We start from the raw sequence: 12472 nt of genomic DNA, 5'->3' as shown, positions 1-12472 counted from the left end.
TTCTTCTGCAAACTCAAAGAGTTCAAGCGCATCGCCATGCGCGCCTGCAAAACCGATCTAAGCTTCTCCGCAATGATCTACCTCGCCGCAGCCGTCATCAACTCGCGATGAATCCCCACAACCCCTAGAGCTTCGGCAGAGTTACGCCCTGCTGGCCCATATATTTGCCGGCGCGGTCGGCATAGCTGGTCTCGCAAGGCTCGTTGCCCTGCAGGAACAGGAACTGGCATGCGCCTTCATTCGCGTAGATTTTCGCGGGGAGCGGTGTCGTGTTCGAGAATTCGAGCGTGACATGGCCTTCCCAGCCGGGCTCGAGCGGAGTCACGTTCACGATGATGCCGCAGCGCGCATAGGTCGATTTGCCGAGGCAGATGACCAGCACGTCGCGCGGCACCCGGAAATATTCGACTGTGCGCGCCAGCGCGAAGCTGTTGGGCGGGATGATGCAGACGTCGGTCTCGCGGTCGACGAAGCTATTGGGCGCGAAGTTCTTCGGGTCGACCGTCGCCGAGTCGACGTTGGTGAAGATCTTGAACTCGGGCGCGACCCGCGCGTCATAACCATAGGAGGACAGGCCGTAGCTGATGCAGCCGTCGCGGCGCTGGGCCTCGACGAAGGGCTCGATCATTCCGTGCTTCTGCGCCTGTTCGCGAATCCACTTGTCCGACATGATCGACATGAAATTCTCGTCTCCCCCTATTTCACGCCGAGATCGGCGGGGCCGAAGGCATGCGGCAACAGCTCCGATGCCCGAAAATAGGCGAAGGCGCTACCGTCGGCCGACGCGCAGTAGATATCGATGTCGCGCCCGGCGAGTTGGGCCGCTTCGTTGATGATCTGGCGGCAGCGGCCGCAGGGGGTGACCAGCGCCGAACCGCCGAGCGTCCCGTCCTTCGCCAGCGCGCCGCCGATCACCCCGATCGCGACGATTTCGCGCAGCCGTCCCTGGCTGTTCGCGGTGGCCAGCGTGACCGTCTCGGCGCAGAGCGACAGCCCATAGCTGGCGTTTTCGAAATTGGCGCCCGTCACCATCTGCCCGTCGGCGAGCAGCGCCACCGCGCCGACGCCGAAATGGGAATAGGGGGCGTGGGCGTGGGCCGCGGCTTCGCGCGCGGCGTCGATCAGGACGCGGCCGGCAACCTCGCGCATGTCGACGGGCTCAGCCACGAATGTGCAGCACGCAGATGAGGGTGAACAGGCGGCGCGCGGTATCGAAATCGACGTCGATCTTGTTTTCGAGGCGCTCCTTGAGCAGCTGCGCCGCGTCGTTGTGGATGCCGCGTCGCGCCATATCGACGGTTTCGATCTGTTGCGCGGTCGAGGTACGGATCGCAGCGAAATAGCTGTCGCAGATCGCGAAATAATCCTTGATCGGGCGGCGGAAGCTGCCGAGCCCGAGGATCAGCGTTTCGAGCAGCTCGCCGCTCTCCGCATTGACGTCGATAGCCAGCCGCCCCTCCTCGACGCGCAGCTTGACGCGATAGGGGCCGGCATAATCCTGCGGATAAGCGCGCAGCGGCCTGAAATGATTGGCTTCGAGCAGGTCGAAGATCGCGACGCGCCGTTCCTGCTCGACATCGGCATTTCGCCAGATGATCGTCTTTTCATCGAGATCGATGGCGATGATGCGCGGGTCGGACATGAGCGCTCCGCTCTTAAAGCGTGATCGGGCAGGGTGGAAGCGCTTTGCGTGTCGGTATCGCCGGCAAAAATGAAGCATGCAAACCATGGTCTGCATGCTTCCAGTTTGCCTCGGGGGAGGAACTCAATCGGCGACGCGCACCGTGACATGGGCGCTCCAGCCCGCGACCAGTGGCCGGTCGAGCCTGTCGTCGATCTGGATGCGGACGGGGACGCGCTGGGTGACTTTCACCCAGTTGCCGGTCGCATTCTGCGGGGGAAGCAACGAGAATTGCCCGCCGGTGCCCGCGTTGATGCCGATGACGTGGCCCTTAAGGGTGCGGCCGGGCATGGCGTCGATCTCGATCTCGGCGCGCTGGCCGATGCGGATTTTGTCGAGCTGGGTTTCCTTGAAATTGGCGTCGATCCAATAGCCATGGTTGCTGACCACATTGGCGAGCGGCAGCATCTGGACCGCCATCGTTCCGGGCTGAAGCTTTTCAGCCTGGCTGATCGTGCCGTCGATCGGCGCGCGGATTTCGGTGTGGGTCAGGTCCAGCTGGGCCTTGTCGCGTGCGGCCATCGCAGCCTCCACCTGTGGATGCCCGCCAGCTTTGGAGGTGCCCAGCACGGCGCGGGCCGATTCGGCGTCGGATGCCGCCGACATCCGCTCAGCCTGCGCCGCCGCCAACCCGGCCTTGGCCGCGTCGAAGCTGGCGCGGGTCGTGAAGCCCCGGGCGAGCAGTTCCTGCTGGCGGCGGAACGTGTCGCGCGCGAGGCCGACATCGGATGCGCTCTTCTGGGTGTCGGCCTGTTTGGCGTGGTAGGTGCTTTGGAGCTGGGCAACGGTCAACTGCGCGTTGCCGACTGCGGCCTCGGCCTCCATCAATGCGATCCGATAGGGGGCGGGATCGATGCGGAATAGAAGGTCGCCCTTTTTCACGGTTTGATTCTCGCCGACATAGACGTCGACCACGCGACCCGCGACCTCCGAGGTGACTTCGACGACATGGGCGTTGATCTGTGCATTGTCCGTGGAAACGGTCCGCCCGCCGGTCAGCCAGAAATAGAGCCCGACCACCGCCAACAGGGCGGGCACCGAGAGCATCAGCGCCAGCCGGCCCAGCCGGCGTTCCTCCACCGGCGCCCCGGCGACCGCCTCGGCGGCTATGCTGCTCATGTCGTTCATCACCGGCCACCGGCGGGCATGGGCAATGGCTGGTCGTCGCCTTCGCGCATATTGTCGCGAACCTTTATCAGTAAATTGGTCAGTGTCTCGCGTTCCGCGGGGGAAAGCGGCTGCAGGATATTATCCTCCATCTCATCGGCGATGGCGCCGAGTTGCTCGATCACCGGCGCCGCGCGATCAGTGAGATGCAGCCTCCAGACGCGCCGGTCGGACGGGTCTGCCCGCCGTTCGACCATCCCCGCCTCCGCCAGCCTGTCGACCATCCGGCACAGCGTGATCCGCTCGACATCCAGGATATCGGCCAGTTCGCTTTGGGTTGGACCATCGGTGCGTGCGAGATTGAACAGAACGCGCCATTGCGCCCGCGTCGACCCGGCCGAGCGTGCGCGCGCGTCGAACAAATATCGCGCGCGTCGCGAGATGTCATGCATCAGGAACGGTACCCGGCGACTCGAATCTGTAACCATACTTACATTGTGGTCACTCTCAATAAGGATGACAAGTACGGAATATCCACAGATCGGCCCCCGCTTCTTTTTATCCGCGGCGCTTGCGGAGAGGGCGCGTCGGGCGGATAATCGCGTTCATGGTTGAGCCGATCCGAGCATATCCCGCCCCTGCGGCCGAACCCGCGTCCCTTCCGCAGAATATCGAGGCGGAGGCGGCGTTGCTCGGCGCGATGATGCTCGACAACCGACTGGTCGAGGATATCCAGATCCGGTTGCGGCCCGAGCATTTCTTCGAGCCGCTGCACGGCCGCATCTATGATGCGATCCTGCGCCTCATGGACCGTAATATGCTGGCGACCCCGGTCACGCTGCGTCCGATGTTCGAAGGCGACGTCGGCATGCGCGAGTTGGGCGGACCGGCCTATCTGGCGCAACTGACCGGCAGCGGCGCCGCGCTGATCGGTGCGCGCGACTTCGCCAGCCAGATTTATGATCTCGCACTGCTGCGCGCACTGGTCGGCGTGGGACGCGGCATGGTCGAAACCGCGCTCGACACGTCAGAGGATGTCGACCCCAAGGTTCAGATCGAGCAGGCGGAAGTCGCGCTCTATCGGGTGGCCGAAGAAGGCGGCGAGGAGGGCAGCGTCAAGAGCTTCGCCCAGGCGACCAAGATGGTCATCGAGACCGCGAGCGCCGCGCTCAATTCGGGCGGGCATGTCGCGGGCCTCACCACCGGACTGGAACGGCTCAATGCGAAGATCGGCGGCCTGCACCCTTCGGACCTCATCATCCTTGCCGGACGCCCCGGCATGGGTAAGACTGCGCTCGCCACCAACATCGCCTTCAACGTGGCGATGCGTCATGTCCGTGACCAGGAAGCCGGTATCGAGCGATCGGTCGGTGCGCCGGTAGCCTTCTTCAGCCTCGAAATGTCGGCCGACCAGCTGGCGACGCGCGTGCTGGCCGAACAGGCGGAGATCAGCGGCGAGCAGATCCGCATGGGCAAGATCAGCAACGCCGAGTTCACCTCCTTCGCGCGCGCCGCGCAGAATCTGGAGAACCTGCCGCTGTTCATCGACGACACGCCGGGCCTGACGATCGCCGCGCTGCGCACCCGCGCGCGGCGGCTGAAGCGGCAGAAGGGGATCGGGGCGATCATCGTCGACTATCTCCAGCTGCTCCAGGGATCGGGGCGCAGCAGCGAGGCGAACCGCGTTCAGGAAATCTCCGAGATCAGCCGCGGCCTCAAGCAGCTCGCCAAGGAACTGAGCGTGCCGGTGATCGCGCTGTCGCAGCTCAGCCGTCAGGTCGAGCAGCGCGAGAACAAGAAGCCGGTGCTGTCCGACCTGCGCGAATCGGGATCGATCGAACAGGACGCCGACATGGTGTGGTTCGTCTATCGCGAGGAATATTATCTCAACCTGACGAGCCCCAAGGCGGCGTCGATCGAGGCAGGCGATACGGCGGTCGAGGTCACGGCGTTCGAGGACTGGAAGATCAAGATGGAGCGCGCACACAACCGCGCCGAACTGATCATCGCCAAGCAACGCCACGGCTCGACCGGGAGCCTGCCGCTCAAGTTCGAGAGCAAGTTCACCAAATTTTCCGACCTTGCGGACGAATATTATGGCGGCACCGACTACGAATAAACCCGCCTGACACAGCCCCCGATCGGGATGTGTTACGCCACATTACCGAAGCCGCGGGATCGTCAGAAGACGGGTTCCTCGCCCGGGCGGACGATCGGTTCGCCATGGATGCCGCATTCGACCTTGTCCCACCCGCGCCAGCGGCCCGCGCGCGGATCCTCGCCCGGCTTGACCACGCTGGTGCATGGCGCGCAGCCAATCGACAGATAGCCCTGCGCTTCCAGAGGATGACGCGGCAGATCGCGGCTTTCGAACCAGGCGTCGAGATCGGCCTTGGTCCAGTCACCCAGCGGATTGAACTTGATCCGGTCGCCATCGAGCTCGAAGCGCGGAATGCCCGTCCGGGTTGCGGCCTGGAAGCCCTTGCGCCCGGTGATCGACGCGTCGAAATCCTTCATCGCGCGGGCGAGCGGAAGCACCTTGCGGATCTCGCAGCAGCCGTCGGGATCGTAGGACCAGCGTAAGCCGGTCGCGTCCTTCGCCTCGATCGCCAGGGCGTCGGGGGTGATGTTGCGCAGGCCGGTGAGCCCGAGCCGTTCGGCGAGCAGATCGCGATAGGCGAGCGTTTCGGGAAACATCTTGCCGGTCTCGAGGAACAGCACCGGGGTCGAGGGATCGGCGCGCGCGACGAGATCGAGCAACACCGCGGACTCGGCGCCGAAGGACGACACCACCGCGATCTCGCCGAGCAGCTTCTCGGCAAGCACCGTGCGGATCACCTCCTCGGTCCCCACTCCTTCGAAGCGCGCGTTGAGGCGCGCGACATCGGCCGCGGTGAAGCGGGGCGCGGAATCGATCCGGTCGATGACGCGCGCTGGCTCAGCCATGCCGGCGGGCCCAGATGGGCGCGCGGCCATCGACGGTCTTCTGATAGACATCGTCATAAAGCGCGCCGAGCTTCGCCAGCGTGTCGCGATCGATCTCGGCCTCCGACAGGAAGGCGTCGAAGCCGCAGCGCCGCATCGGCCCGATCTGATCGACCAGCACGTCGCCCGCCGCGCGCAGCTCCCCGGTATAGCCGGCCTCGCGCAGGATGCTGCCGATCGAATAGCCGCGCCCGTCGCGGAACTTCGGGAAGGACACCTCGATCAGCGACAGCCGCTGAAGATGCGGGATCAGCGCGCGCGGATCGTCGGTCGGCTCAAGCCGCACCGCGGTCGCGTTCGATTGGCCGAGAAAGGCGTCGAGCGTCACCGACGGCTCCTCATGCGCTTCGTCGTCGCGGAAGCGGACCAGATCACCCATGATATACGCTCCCCGTTATCCTATCCGTCATGCCAGCGAAGGCTGGCATCTCGTGAGGCAAGCGATGCATTCCACCTGCTGAGATCCCAGCCTTCGCTGGGATGACGGAAGGGAGAATGACGGGGAGGGGAGAATGGAGATCACCCATAGATCGCCTCCTTGAACGGGGCATCGCCGACGCGACGATAGGTGTCGATGAAGCGTTCGCCGTCGGCGCGCAGCGTGGTGTAGACGTCCACCGCCTTTTCGATCGCGTCGACGACGCCGTCTTCGGAGAAGCCGGGGCCGATGATCTTGGCGATGCTGGTGTCCTCCGCCGCCGATCCGCCGAAGGAGAGCTGGTAATTCTCCTCCCCCTTACGATCGACGCCAAGGATGCCGATGTGGCCGGCATGGTGGTGGCCGCAGGCGTTGATGCAGCCCGAGATCTTGAGCTTGAGCTCGCCCAGGTCGCGCTGCTTGCCGAGATCGGCGAAGCGGCCCGCAATCTTCTGCGCCAGCGGGATGGAGCGGGCATTGGCGAGGCTGCAATAATCGAGGCCCGGGCAGGCGATGATGTCGCCGATCAGGTCGAGATTGGGCGTGGCCAGCCCTGCCGCGTCGAGCTGCTGCCAGATCGTATAGAGGTCGGCCTTCTTCACATGGGGAAGGACGACATTCTGGGCATGGGTGATGCGCAGCTCGTCGAAGCTGTACGCCTCGCCGAGATCGGCCATCAGGTCGATCTGCGCCGAGGAGGCGTCGCCCGGAATGCCGGTGGTCGGCTTCAGGCTGATATTGACGATCGCATAGCCGGGCGTCTTGTGCGGCGCGACCTGCTGGTCGAGCCACAGCGCGAAATCCGGGTCGCTGCGGTCGATATCGTCGGACAGGCCGGTTTCATAGGCGGGCGGCGCGAAAGTGGCGGCGATCCGCGCGAACTCGGCTTCGGGCGCGTCGAGGCCCAGCGTCTTCGTATGGAGGAACTCCTCCTCGACCTGACGGCGATATTCGTCGGCCCCGATCTCGTGGACCAGGATCTTGATCCGCGCCTTATAGAGATTATCGCGGCGGCCGAAGCGGTTATAGACGCGCAGGCAGGCTTCCATATAGGCGAGGAAATCGGCCTTTGGCAGGAACTCGCGGATCACCGGGGCGATCATCGGGGTGCGGCCCATGCCGCCGCCGACGAAGACGCGGAAGCCGGTCTCGCCCGCATCGTTGCGGTGCAACTGCAGCCCGATATCGTGGAGCTTGACCGCAGCGCGATCCTCCTCGCAGCCGACGACCGCGATCTTGAACTTGCGCGGCAGATAGCTGAACTCGGGGTGGAAGGTGCTCCACTGGCGCAGCAGCTCTGCCCAGGGGCGCGGATCCTCGACCTCGTCGGCGGCCGCGCCGGCATATTGATCCGACGAGATGTTGCGGATGCAATTGCCGCTGGTCTGGATGGCGTGCATCTCGACCGTGGCCAGTTCGGCGAGGATATTCGGCGCGTCGGACAGCTTGATCCAGTTGTACTGGATATTCTGCCGAGTGGTGAAGTGCCCGTAATCCTTGTCATAGGTGCGCGCGATATGAGCGAGCATGTGCATCTGCTTGCCCGACAGCGTGCCATAGGGAATGGCGACGCGCAGCATATAGGCGTGCAGCTGAAGATAGAGGCCGTTCATCAGCCGCAGCGGCTTGAACTGGTCCTCGCTCATTTCGCCGGCGAGGCGGCGGTTCACCTGATCGCGGAATTCCTCGACACGAGCGTCGACGATCGCCTGATCATATTCATCATAACGGTACATATCAGATCACCCAGTCGCCGATCGAGGGATCAGCGGGTTTGAGGCCCAGATCGGTGCGCACGGTGGGGCCGATCGCGCGGATGCGGTCCTTGATGTGCGCGGGGCGGGGGCCGGCATCGGTCGGTTCGGCCTGGATCACATAGGGCCCGTTGACGCGGCGCGCGGCTTCCTCGCGCGCGCCGATTGCATCGCCCTGACTGTCGACATCGACGGCGTGCTCGACATGGCGCGACCAGCCGTCACCCGTCCACCAGATGACGTCGCCGGTCACCAGATCATTGCCTGTCACTATCTTCACGCTTCGTCTTTCGTCGTTTCGGCCTGGCGTTCGGCCAGCGCCGCATAGCCCTTGAGGCGGTTGTCGGCATCGGAGAGCAGCACGACTTCCCCCACCACGATGATGGCGGGGCTCACCACCTTCTCGCGCAGGATCATGTCGCCGAGATCGGCGAGCAGGGTGCGCATCGCGCGCGATCCTTCGAGCGTGCCGCGTTCGAGCACCGCGACCGGCATATCGGGCGCGACGCCATCGGCCATCAGCTTGTCGGCGATCGCCGTCGAGCAGGTGACGCCCATATAGATGACCAGCGTGCGGCCCTGCCCGGCGAGGCCGGACCAGTTCTGCTCGCTCAGGCCCTTGCAGGTGCCGGCGACGAAGCTGACCGCGCTGGACCAGTCGCGATGGGTGAGGGGCAACATCACCTCGGCGGCGCAGCCGAGCGCCGACGACACGCCGGGAATGACCTCGACCGGCAGGCCCGCCGCGCGGACCGCCTCGACCTCCTCGCCACCGCGCCCGAAGACGAAGGGATCGCCGCCCTTGAGCCGGACGACCACCGATCCCGCCTTCACATGGGCGATGATCAATGCGTTGATCGCCTCCTGCGGCAGGGTGTGACGGTCGCGCTGCTTGGCGACCGAGATGCGTTGCGCCGCCGCCGGCGCATGATCGAGCACGCGCATGTCGATCAGCCCGTCATGGACGACGACATCGGCGACGCGCAGCGCCTCGACCGCGCGCACGGTGAGCAGGCCGGGATCGCCGGGACCGGCGCCAACCAGGATGACGCGCCCGCGCGCTTCAGGATCAAGCAGGGATACCATGCCTGCCACATGGCCCCCGATGCCGCATTGCGCAAATCAAGGATGTTTGCAGGTGGGCCAAGTTTTCTTTGCCTCAATAGCTTAGCCACTGTCTCTCACCCCTCCCCACGGGGGGAGGGGCCGGGGGTGGTGGGCCGCGCCGAAATGCGCTCCTCCAGTTGCGACCGGTTCGCTGGAATCCGGGGTGCATGGGGTTGATGTCGCGATTTCGTGTTTTTTTTATTTTCCGCCGTCTCCCCCGGCGCGCCGGGCGTGCCGCCCGCGGTGGCGTCCATGAAGCCGCCCTCGACCCGCCCGGCAAAGGCGCCGGGGCCGGTGGCGCGCAGATAGCGGACGATCGCCCTGATCCGGGCGGAGTGCCAGCCATGCTTCCACGCATTGCGATTGCCACGCGGCGCACCGCTGCCCTTGCCGCCGTGCATGCGGCAACGATGGTGGCCGCGTATGGCCGGGGAACGGCAGGGGGCGCCGGTGCGGGTGCGGGCCCCGCAGCGGGGGGCATTGGCGAGGACCTCGGGCTGGGTGGGTTTGGTCGGGTTCGGCATGATCGATCTGGCTCGGTGTTGGCAGGACCGGCCAATTTGGGAGGCTAAACCCTACATCGCAAGAACAAAAAAAGAACGAATTGCGCTTTCATGTTCGGCGCTTTTCTAGTGTGCCCGGTAGCGGGCTTCAGGCTTCGACCGGCCGAAGCTTCCGCCCGCTCGCCTCGACATTCCGCCGGTAATCGACCGGCTGGCTTTAGGCCGTTAGCCGACTGTCCGCTTTCCAGCCGCCGACCCGCTCAGTTGCTCTCGCCTTCATACAGTCCGCGCTGGAAGCCGAGGAACGTCGAGCGGATTTCGGCCACCGATCCAAGCTCACGCACGGCATCCATGGGCGTGCCGTATTTCAGTTCCAGCAGGGCCGGCAGCTTGCCGTCGTCCAGTTCGCTTTCGCCAACGGTGGCATATTGCGACAGGACGAAATCAAGGAAGTCGCGCTGCTTTTCGTCATAGCGGGAGAGGATCGCGTCGCGCCGGGTGCCGTCCTCCACCTCGCCCTCGATCACGGCATCGTCGGAGGTGTAGACATATTCGTCGATCGTCGTGCCGATCTGGCGGACCTTGAACGGCGTGAGATAGCCGTCGTTGATCCCCTCTTTCAGCGAGTAGGTGTAAACCGGCTGACCGAAATAGGCGTAGGTATCGGCGTTGTTCTTCCGCTTTGGCGTGGCGGTCAGCCCGATCTGTACGGCCGGCGCGAAATAGTCGAGGATCGCGCGCCATTCGCTTTCGTCCTTGGCGCCGCCGCGATGGCATTCGTCGATAATGATGCAGTCAAAGAAATCTGGCGGATAGTCGCCGAAATAGGGCGCGGGATCGCCATTGGTGTCGGTGCCGCTGGTGAAGGTCTGGAAGATGGTGAAGAACACGCTGGCGTTCTTCGGCACCGCGCCTTTCTTCCGAATGTCGCCCGGCGTGATCCGCGCCAGCGCGCCATCGTCGAAGGCGGCGAAGCTGTTGTAGGCCTGATCGGCGAGAATGTTGCGGTCGGCCAGGAACAGGATGCGCGGATGGCGTGTCGGTTCGCCTGCCGCCTTCCAGTCGGTGAGGTTCCAGCGGGCATTGAAAAGCTTCAACCAGTACCAAAGATAGCGCCTATCAAGGACCGCACTAGCCAAAAGAGGCATCACCTCGGTTGAACAATGCCCCGCGAAATCGGGAACCAGAGATTTGTTTAAGTACGGCCTTAGCCGACCGTAAAGAACGTGCCGATCGTCAAATCCGAAGGTTGTGCTCTTCACAGTCTCAGTAGGATCATTGCCTGACAGGCGGCCGGTGTTGCTCTCAATGTCTTCAAGGCCAACGTAGCGTCGTCCTTTCCACAGGCGCTGATCCCGATCGATCGAGACGACATTGCCGAGACGCACTGAAGCAAAGCTGTTCACAGCAATTCCCTCACCCGCGCTAGAATCTGCGCACTTTTGGCATCCAGCGCGGCGATCTCGTCGAGTATTTCCTGCGGGCTGCGTAGCGTTTCGGCTTCGGGCGCATTGGGATTGCGCACGGTCAGGTCGAAGGCGGCGGGATCGAGCGTGTCTGCCACAACACTCCAACTGTTCGGCCCATCGGTGAAGCTCGCCTGCCGCGCGATGAAATCCGCCATATCGGCATCGTTCAGCGGGTTCGTCTTGCCCATGCTGCGGCCGGGATCGAGCTGATAGAACCAAATGCTCCGGGTCGGCTCGCCTTGTCGAAGAACAGCACCACGGTCTTGACGCCTGCGCCCTGAAAGGTGCCGCCGGGCATGTCGAGTACGGTGTGCAGATTGCAGCTTTCCAGCAGCTCGCGGCGCAGCGCCACGCTGGCATTGTCGGTGTTGGACAGGAAGGTGTTCTTGATCACCACCGCCGCCGATCCGCCCGCGCGCAGCGACTTGATGAAGTGCTGGAGGAACAGATAGGCCGTCTCCCCGGTCTTGATCGGGAAGTTCTGCTGGATTTCCGGCCGCTCCTTGCCGCCGAACGGCGGGTTGGCCAGAATCACGTCGAAGCGGTCCTTCTCCTGAATGTCCAGCACCTGTTCGGCCAGCGTGTTGGTATGGACGATGTTGGGCGCTTCGATGCCGTGCAGGATCATGTTCATCGTGCCGATGACATAGGCGAGGCTCTTCTTCTCCTTGGCGAAGAAGGTGCGCTTCTGGAGCCGTTCGAGGTCGCCAGCAGTCTTCGCCAACGGCCGGAGATAGTCATAGGCTTCGCACAGGAAGCCGCAGGAACCGGCCGCGCCGTCATAGACGGTATCGCTCAGCGTCGGCTTCACCACCCTGATCATCGCGCGGATCAACGGGCGCGGGGTATAATATTCTCCGCCGTTTCGCCCAGCATTGCCCATGTTCTTGATCTTGGCTTCGTACAGCTCCGAAAGCTCATGCTTCTGAATCTGGCTGCCGAAGGACAGTTCGTCGATCGCGTCGATCGCATCGCGCAGCGAATAGCCCGACTGGAACTTGTTGCGGATTTCGCCGAAAATCTCACCAATCTTGTATTCGATCGTGTCGGCGCTGGTGGCGCGGCCCTTGAAGCCTTCCAAATAAGGAAACAGCTCACGATTCACATAGGTGATCAGGTCCGGCCCGGTCTTGGCGCGGTTGTGATCGAGCTTGCCGGCGGCATCCTTGGGCGCGGCCCACAGGCCCCAGCGATGCGCGGCGTCGATAATCGGCGTGTAGGTCTGCCCGCGCAACTCGGCATCGGTGGCGCGGCTGGTTTCCAGATCGTCGAGGTATTTCAGGAATAGCAACCAACTGGTCTGTTCAGTGTAGTCTAGTTCCGAAGCGCAGCCGGCTTCCTTGCGCAGAATATCGTCAAGGTTCTTGAAGGTCTGTTCGAACATGCGCGAGAGGTAGCAGCGCCCGGCGGCGGATCACAAGCCGAGATCGTCGATGCCCTTTCGTCAT

Annotated in this window: 15 protein-coding genes and 2 pseudogenes; 2 read left to right on the top strand and 15 right to left on the bottom strand. The window is 63.8% G+C overall.

Translation table 11 applies throughout. The features are described from left to right. Positions 1-111: pseudogene (locus WP12_RS25725) on the top strand (IS5/IS1182 family transposase); the annotation flags it as partial. A gap of 13 nt (positions 112-124) precedes the next feature. On the opposite strand, the gene dcd reads toward WP12_RS25725, so the two are convergent. The 5 genes from dcd to WP12_RS05325 form a co-directional block, all read right to left on the bottom strand. Then, positions 125-679, bottom strand: coding sequence for a dCTP deaminase (gene dcd / locus WP12_RS05345; RefSeq protein ID WP_046192723.1), 555 nt, complete (start codon positions 677-679; stop codon positions 125-127). Positions 680-696: 17 nt separating this feature from the next. Further along, complete coding sequence (locus tag WP12_RS05340; RefSeq protein WP_046192733.1) at positions 697-1149, bottom strand: cytidine deaminase; 453 nt, start codon at positions 1147-1149, stop codon at positions 697-699. Between the two features lie 10 nt (positions 1150-1159). After that, positions 1160-1642 carry a UPF0262 family protein gene (locus tag WP12_RS05335; RefSeq protein ID WP_046192722.1) on the bottom strand — a complete coding sequence of 161 codons (483 nt, stop codon included), beginning with the start codon at positions 1640-1642 and terminating at the stop codon, positions 1160-1162. Positions 1643-1765: 123 nt separating this feature from the next. Further along, the gene (locus WP12_RS05330; RefSeq protein WP_235398975.1) at positions 1766-2800 is read right to left on the bottom strand and encodes an HlyD family secretion protein; all 1035 of its coding nucleotides are present in this window, start codon (positions 2798-2800) and stop codon (positions 1766-1768) included. A gap of 8 nt (positions 2801-2808) precedes the next feature. After that, the gene (locus WP12_RS05325) at positions 2809-3240 is read right to left on the bottom strand and encodes a MarR family winged helix-turn-helix transcriptional regulator (RefSeq protein ID WP_084690977.1); all 432 of its coding nucleotides are present in this window, start codon (positions 3238-3240) and stop codon (positions 2809-2811) included. A gap of 155 nt (positions 3241-3395) precedes the next feature. Between WP12_RS05325 and WP12_RS05320 the strand changes: the two genes are divergently transcribed. Beyond that, positions 3396-4907 (top strand): replicative DNA helicase, encoded by a 1512-nt coding sequence (locus WP12_RS05320; protein WP_046192719.1) that lies wholly within the window; start codon positions 3396-3398, stop codon positions 4905-4907. 62 nt (positions 4908-4969) lie between these two features. On the opposite strand, the gene WP12_RS05315 is transcribed toward WP12_RS05320, so the two are convergent. The 10 genes and pseudogenes from WP12_RS05315 to WP12_RS05280 form a co-directional block, all read right to left on the bottom strand. After that, positions 4970-5734, bottom strand: a complete 765-nt coding sequence (locus WP12_RS05315; RefSeq protein ID WP_046192718.1) for a phosphoadenylyl-sulfate reductase — start codon at positions 5732-5734, stop codon at positions 4970-4972. Further along, positions 5727-6152 carry a DUF934 domain-containing protein gene (locus WP12_RS05310; RefSeq protein ID WP_046192717.1) on the bottom strand — a complete coding sequence of 142 codons (426 nt, stop codon included), beginning with the start codon at positions 6150-6152 and terminating at the stop codon, positions 5727-5729. Before WP12_RS05310 ends, WP12_RS05315 begins: the two co-directional genes overlap by 8 nt. A 140-nt stretch (positions 6153-6292) precedes the next feature. Then, positions 6293-7927, bottom strand: a complete 1635-nt coding sequence (locus WP12_RS05305) for a nitrite/sulfite reductase (protein ID WP_046192716.1) — start codon at positions 7925-7927, stop codon at positions 6293-6295. Between the two features lies 1 nt (position 7928). Beyond that, positions 7929-8225: a DUF2849 domain-containing protein gene (locus WP12_RS05300; RefSeq protein ID WP_046192715.1), complete on the bottom strand. Its 297-nt coding sequence runs from the start codon at positions 8223-8225 to the stop codon at positions 7929-7931. Further along, entirely contained in the window at positions 8222-9031 is an 810-nt protein-coding gene (gene cobA, locus WP12_RS05295; RefSeq protein WP_046192714.1) for a uroporphyrinogen-III C-methyltransferase, read from the bottom strand. The genes WP12_RS05300 and cobA overlap by 4 nt, the downstream gene beginning before the upstream one ends. A gap of 95 nt (positions 9032-9126) precedes the next feature. Next, a complete protein-coding gene (locus WP12_RS25495; protein ID WP_200894462.1) occupies positions 9127-9576 on the bottom strand; it encodes an HGGxSTG domain-containing protein in 450 nt (149 codons plus the stop codon). A 239-nt stretch (positions 9577-9815) separates the two neighbouring features. Then, complete coding sequence (locus tag WP12_RS26425; protein ID WP_443027853.1) at positions 9816-10067, bottom strand: type I restriction-modification enzyme R subunit C-terminal domain-containing protein; 252 nt, start codon at positions 10065-10067, stop codon at positions 9816-9818. After that, positions 10050-10649, bottom strand: a pseudogene (locus tag WP12_RS05285) (DEAD/DEAH box helicase family protein); the annotation flags it as partial. The gene WP12_RS26425 and the pseudogene WP12_RS05285, both read right to left, overlap by 18 nt. A 308-nt stretch (positions 10650-10957) precedes the next feature. Further along, positions 10958-11212 carry a hypothetical protein gene (locus tag WP12_RS25490; RefSeq protein WP_200894461.1) on the bottom strand — a complete coding sequence of 85 codons (255 nt, stop codon included), beginning with the start codon at positions 11210-11212 and terminating at the stop codon, positions 10958-10960. Beyond that, a complete protein-coding gene (locus WP12_RS05280) occupies positions 11191-12408 on the bottom strand; it encodes a class I SAM-dependent DNA methyltransferase (protein ID WP_200894460.1) in 1218 nt (405 codons plus the stop codon). The genes WP12_RS25490 and WP12_RS05280 overlap by 22 nt, the downstream gene beginning before the upstream one ends. Positions 12409-12472 lie beyond the last annotated feature (64 nt).

Source organism: Sphingomonas sp. SRS2, assembly GCF_000971055.1.
Taxonomy (GTDB): Bacteria; Pseudomonadota; Alphaproteobacteria; order Sphingomonadales; family Sphingomonadaceae; genus Rhizorhabdus.
This window is presented reverse-complemented; position numbering and strand designations above follow the sequence as displayed.

Excerpts from the sequence above, each read along its gene's own strand:
- dcd (WP_046192723.1), bottom strand. The coding sequence starts at position 679 with ATGTCGATCATGTCGGACAAGTGGATTCGCGAACAGGCGCAGAAGCAC.
- WP12_RS05340 (WP_046192733.1), bottom strand. The coding sequence starts at position 1,149 with ATGCGCGAGGTTGCCGGCCGCGTCCTGATCGACGCCGCGCGCGAAGCC.
- WP12_RS05335 (WP_046192722.1), bottom strand. The coding sequence starts at position 1,642 with ATGTCCGACCCGCGCATCATCGCCATCGATCTCGATGAAAAGACGATC.
- WP12_RS05330 (WP_235398975.1), bottom strand. The coding sequence starts at position 2,800 with ATGAGCAGCATAGCCGCCGAGGCGGTCGCCGGGGCGCCGGTGGAGGAA.
- WP12_RS05325 (WP_084690977.1), bottom strand. The coding sequence starts at position 3,240 with ATGCATGACATCTCGCGACGCGCGCGATATTTGTTCGACGCGCGCGCA.
- WP12_RS05320 (WP_046192719.1), top strand. The coding sequence starts at position 3,396 with ATGGTTGAGCCGATCCGAGCATATCCCGCCCCTGCGGCCGAACCCGCG.
- WP12_RS05315 (WP_046192718.1), bottom strand. The coding sequence starts at position 5,734 with ATGGCTGAGCCAGCGCGCGTCATCGACCGGATCGATTCCGCGCCCCGC.
- WP12_RS05310 (WP_046192717.1), bottom strand. The coding sequence starts at position 6,152 with ATGGGTGATCTGGTCCGCTTCCGCGACGACGAAGCGCATGAGGAGCCG.
- WP12_RS05305 (WP_046192716.1), bottom strand. The coding sequence starts at position 7,927 with ATGTACCGTTATGATGAATATGATCAGGCGATCGTCGACGCTCGTGTC.
- cobA (WP_046192714.1), bottom strand. The coding sequence starts at position 9,031 with ATGGTATCCCTGCTTGATCCTGAAGCGCGCGGGCGCGTCATCCTGGTT.
- WP12_RS25495 (WP_200894462.1), bottom strand. The coding sequence starts at position 9,576 with ATGCCGAACCCGACCAAACCCACCCAGCCCGAGGTCCTCGCCAATGCC.
- WP12_RS25490 (WP_200894461.1), bottom strand. The coding sequence starts at position 11,212 with ATGGGCAAGACGAACCCGCTGAACGATGCCGATATGGCGGATTTCATC.
- WP12_RS05280 (WP_200894460.1), bottom strand. The coding sequence starts at position 12,408 with ATGTTCGAACAGACCTTCAAGAACCTTGACGATATTCTGCGCAAGGAA.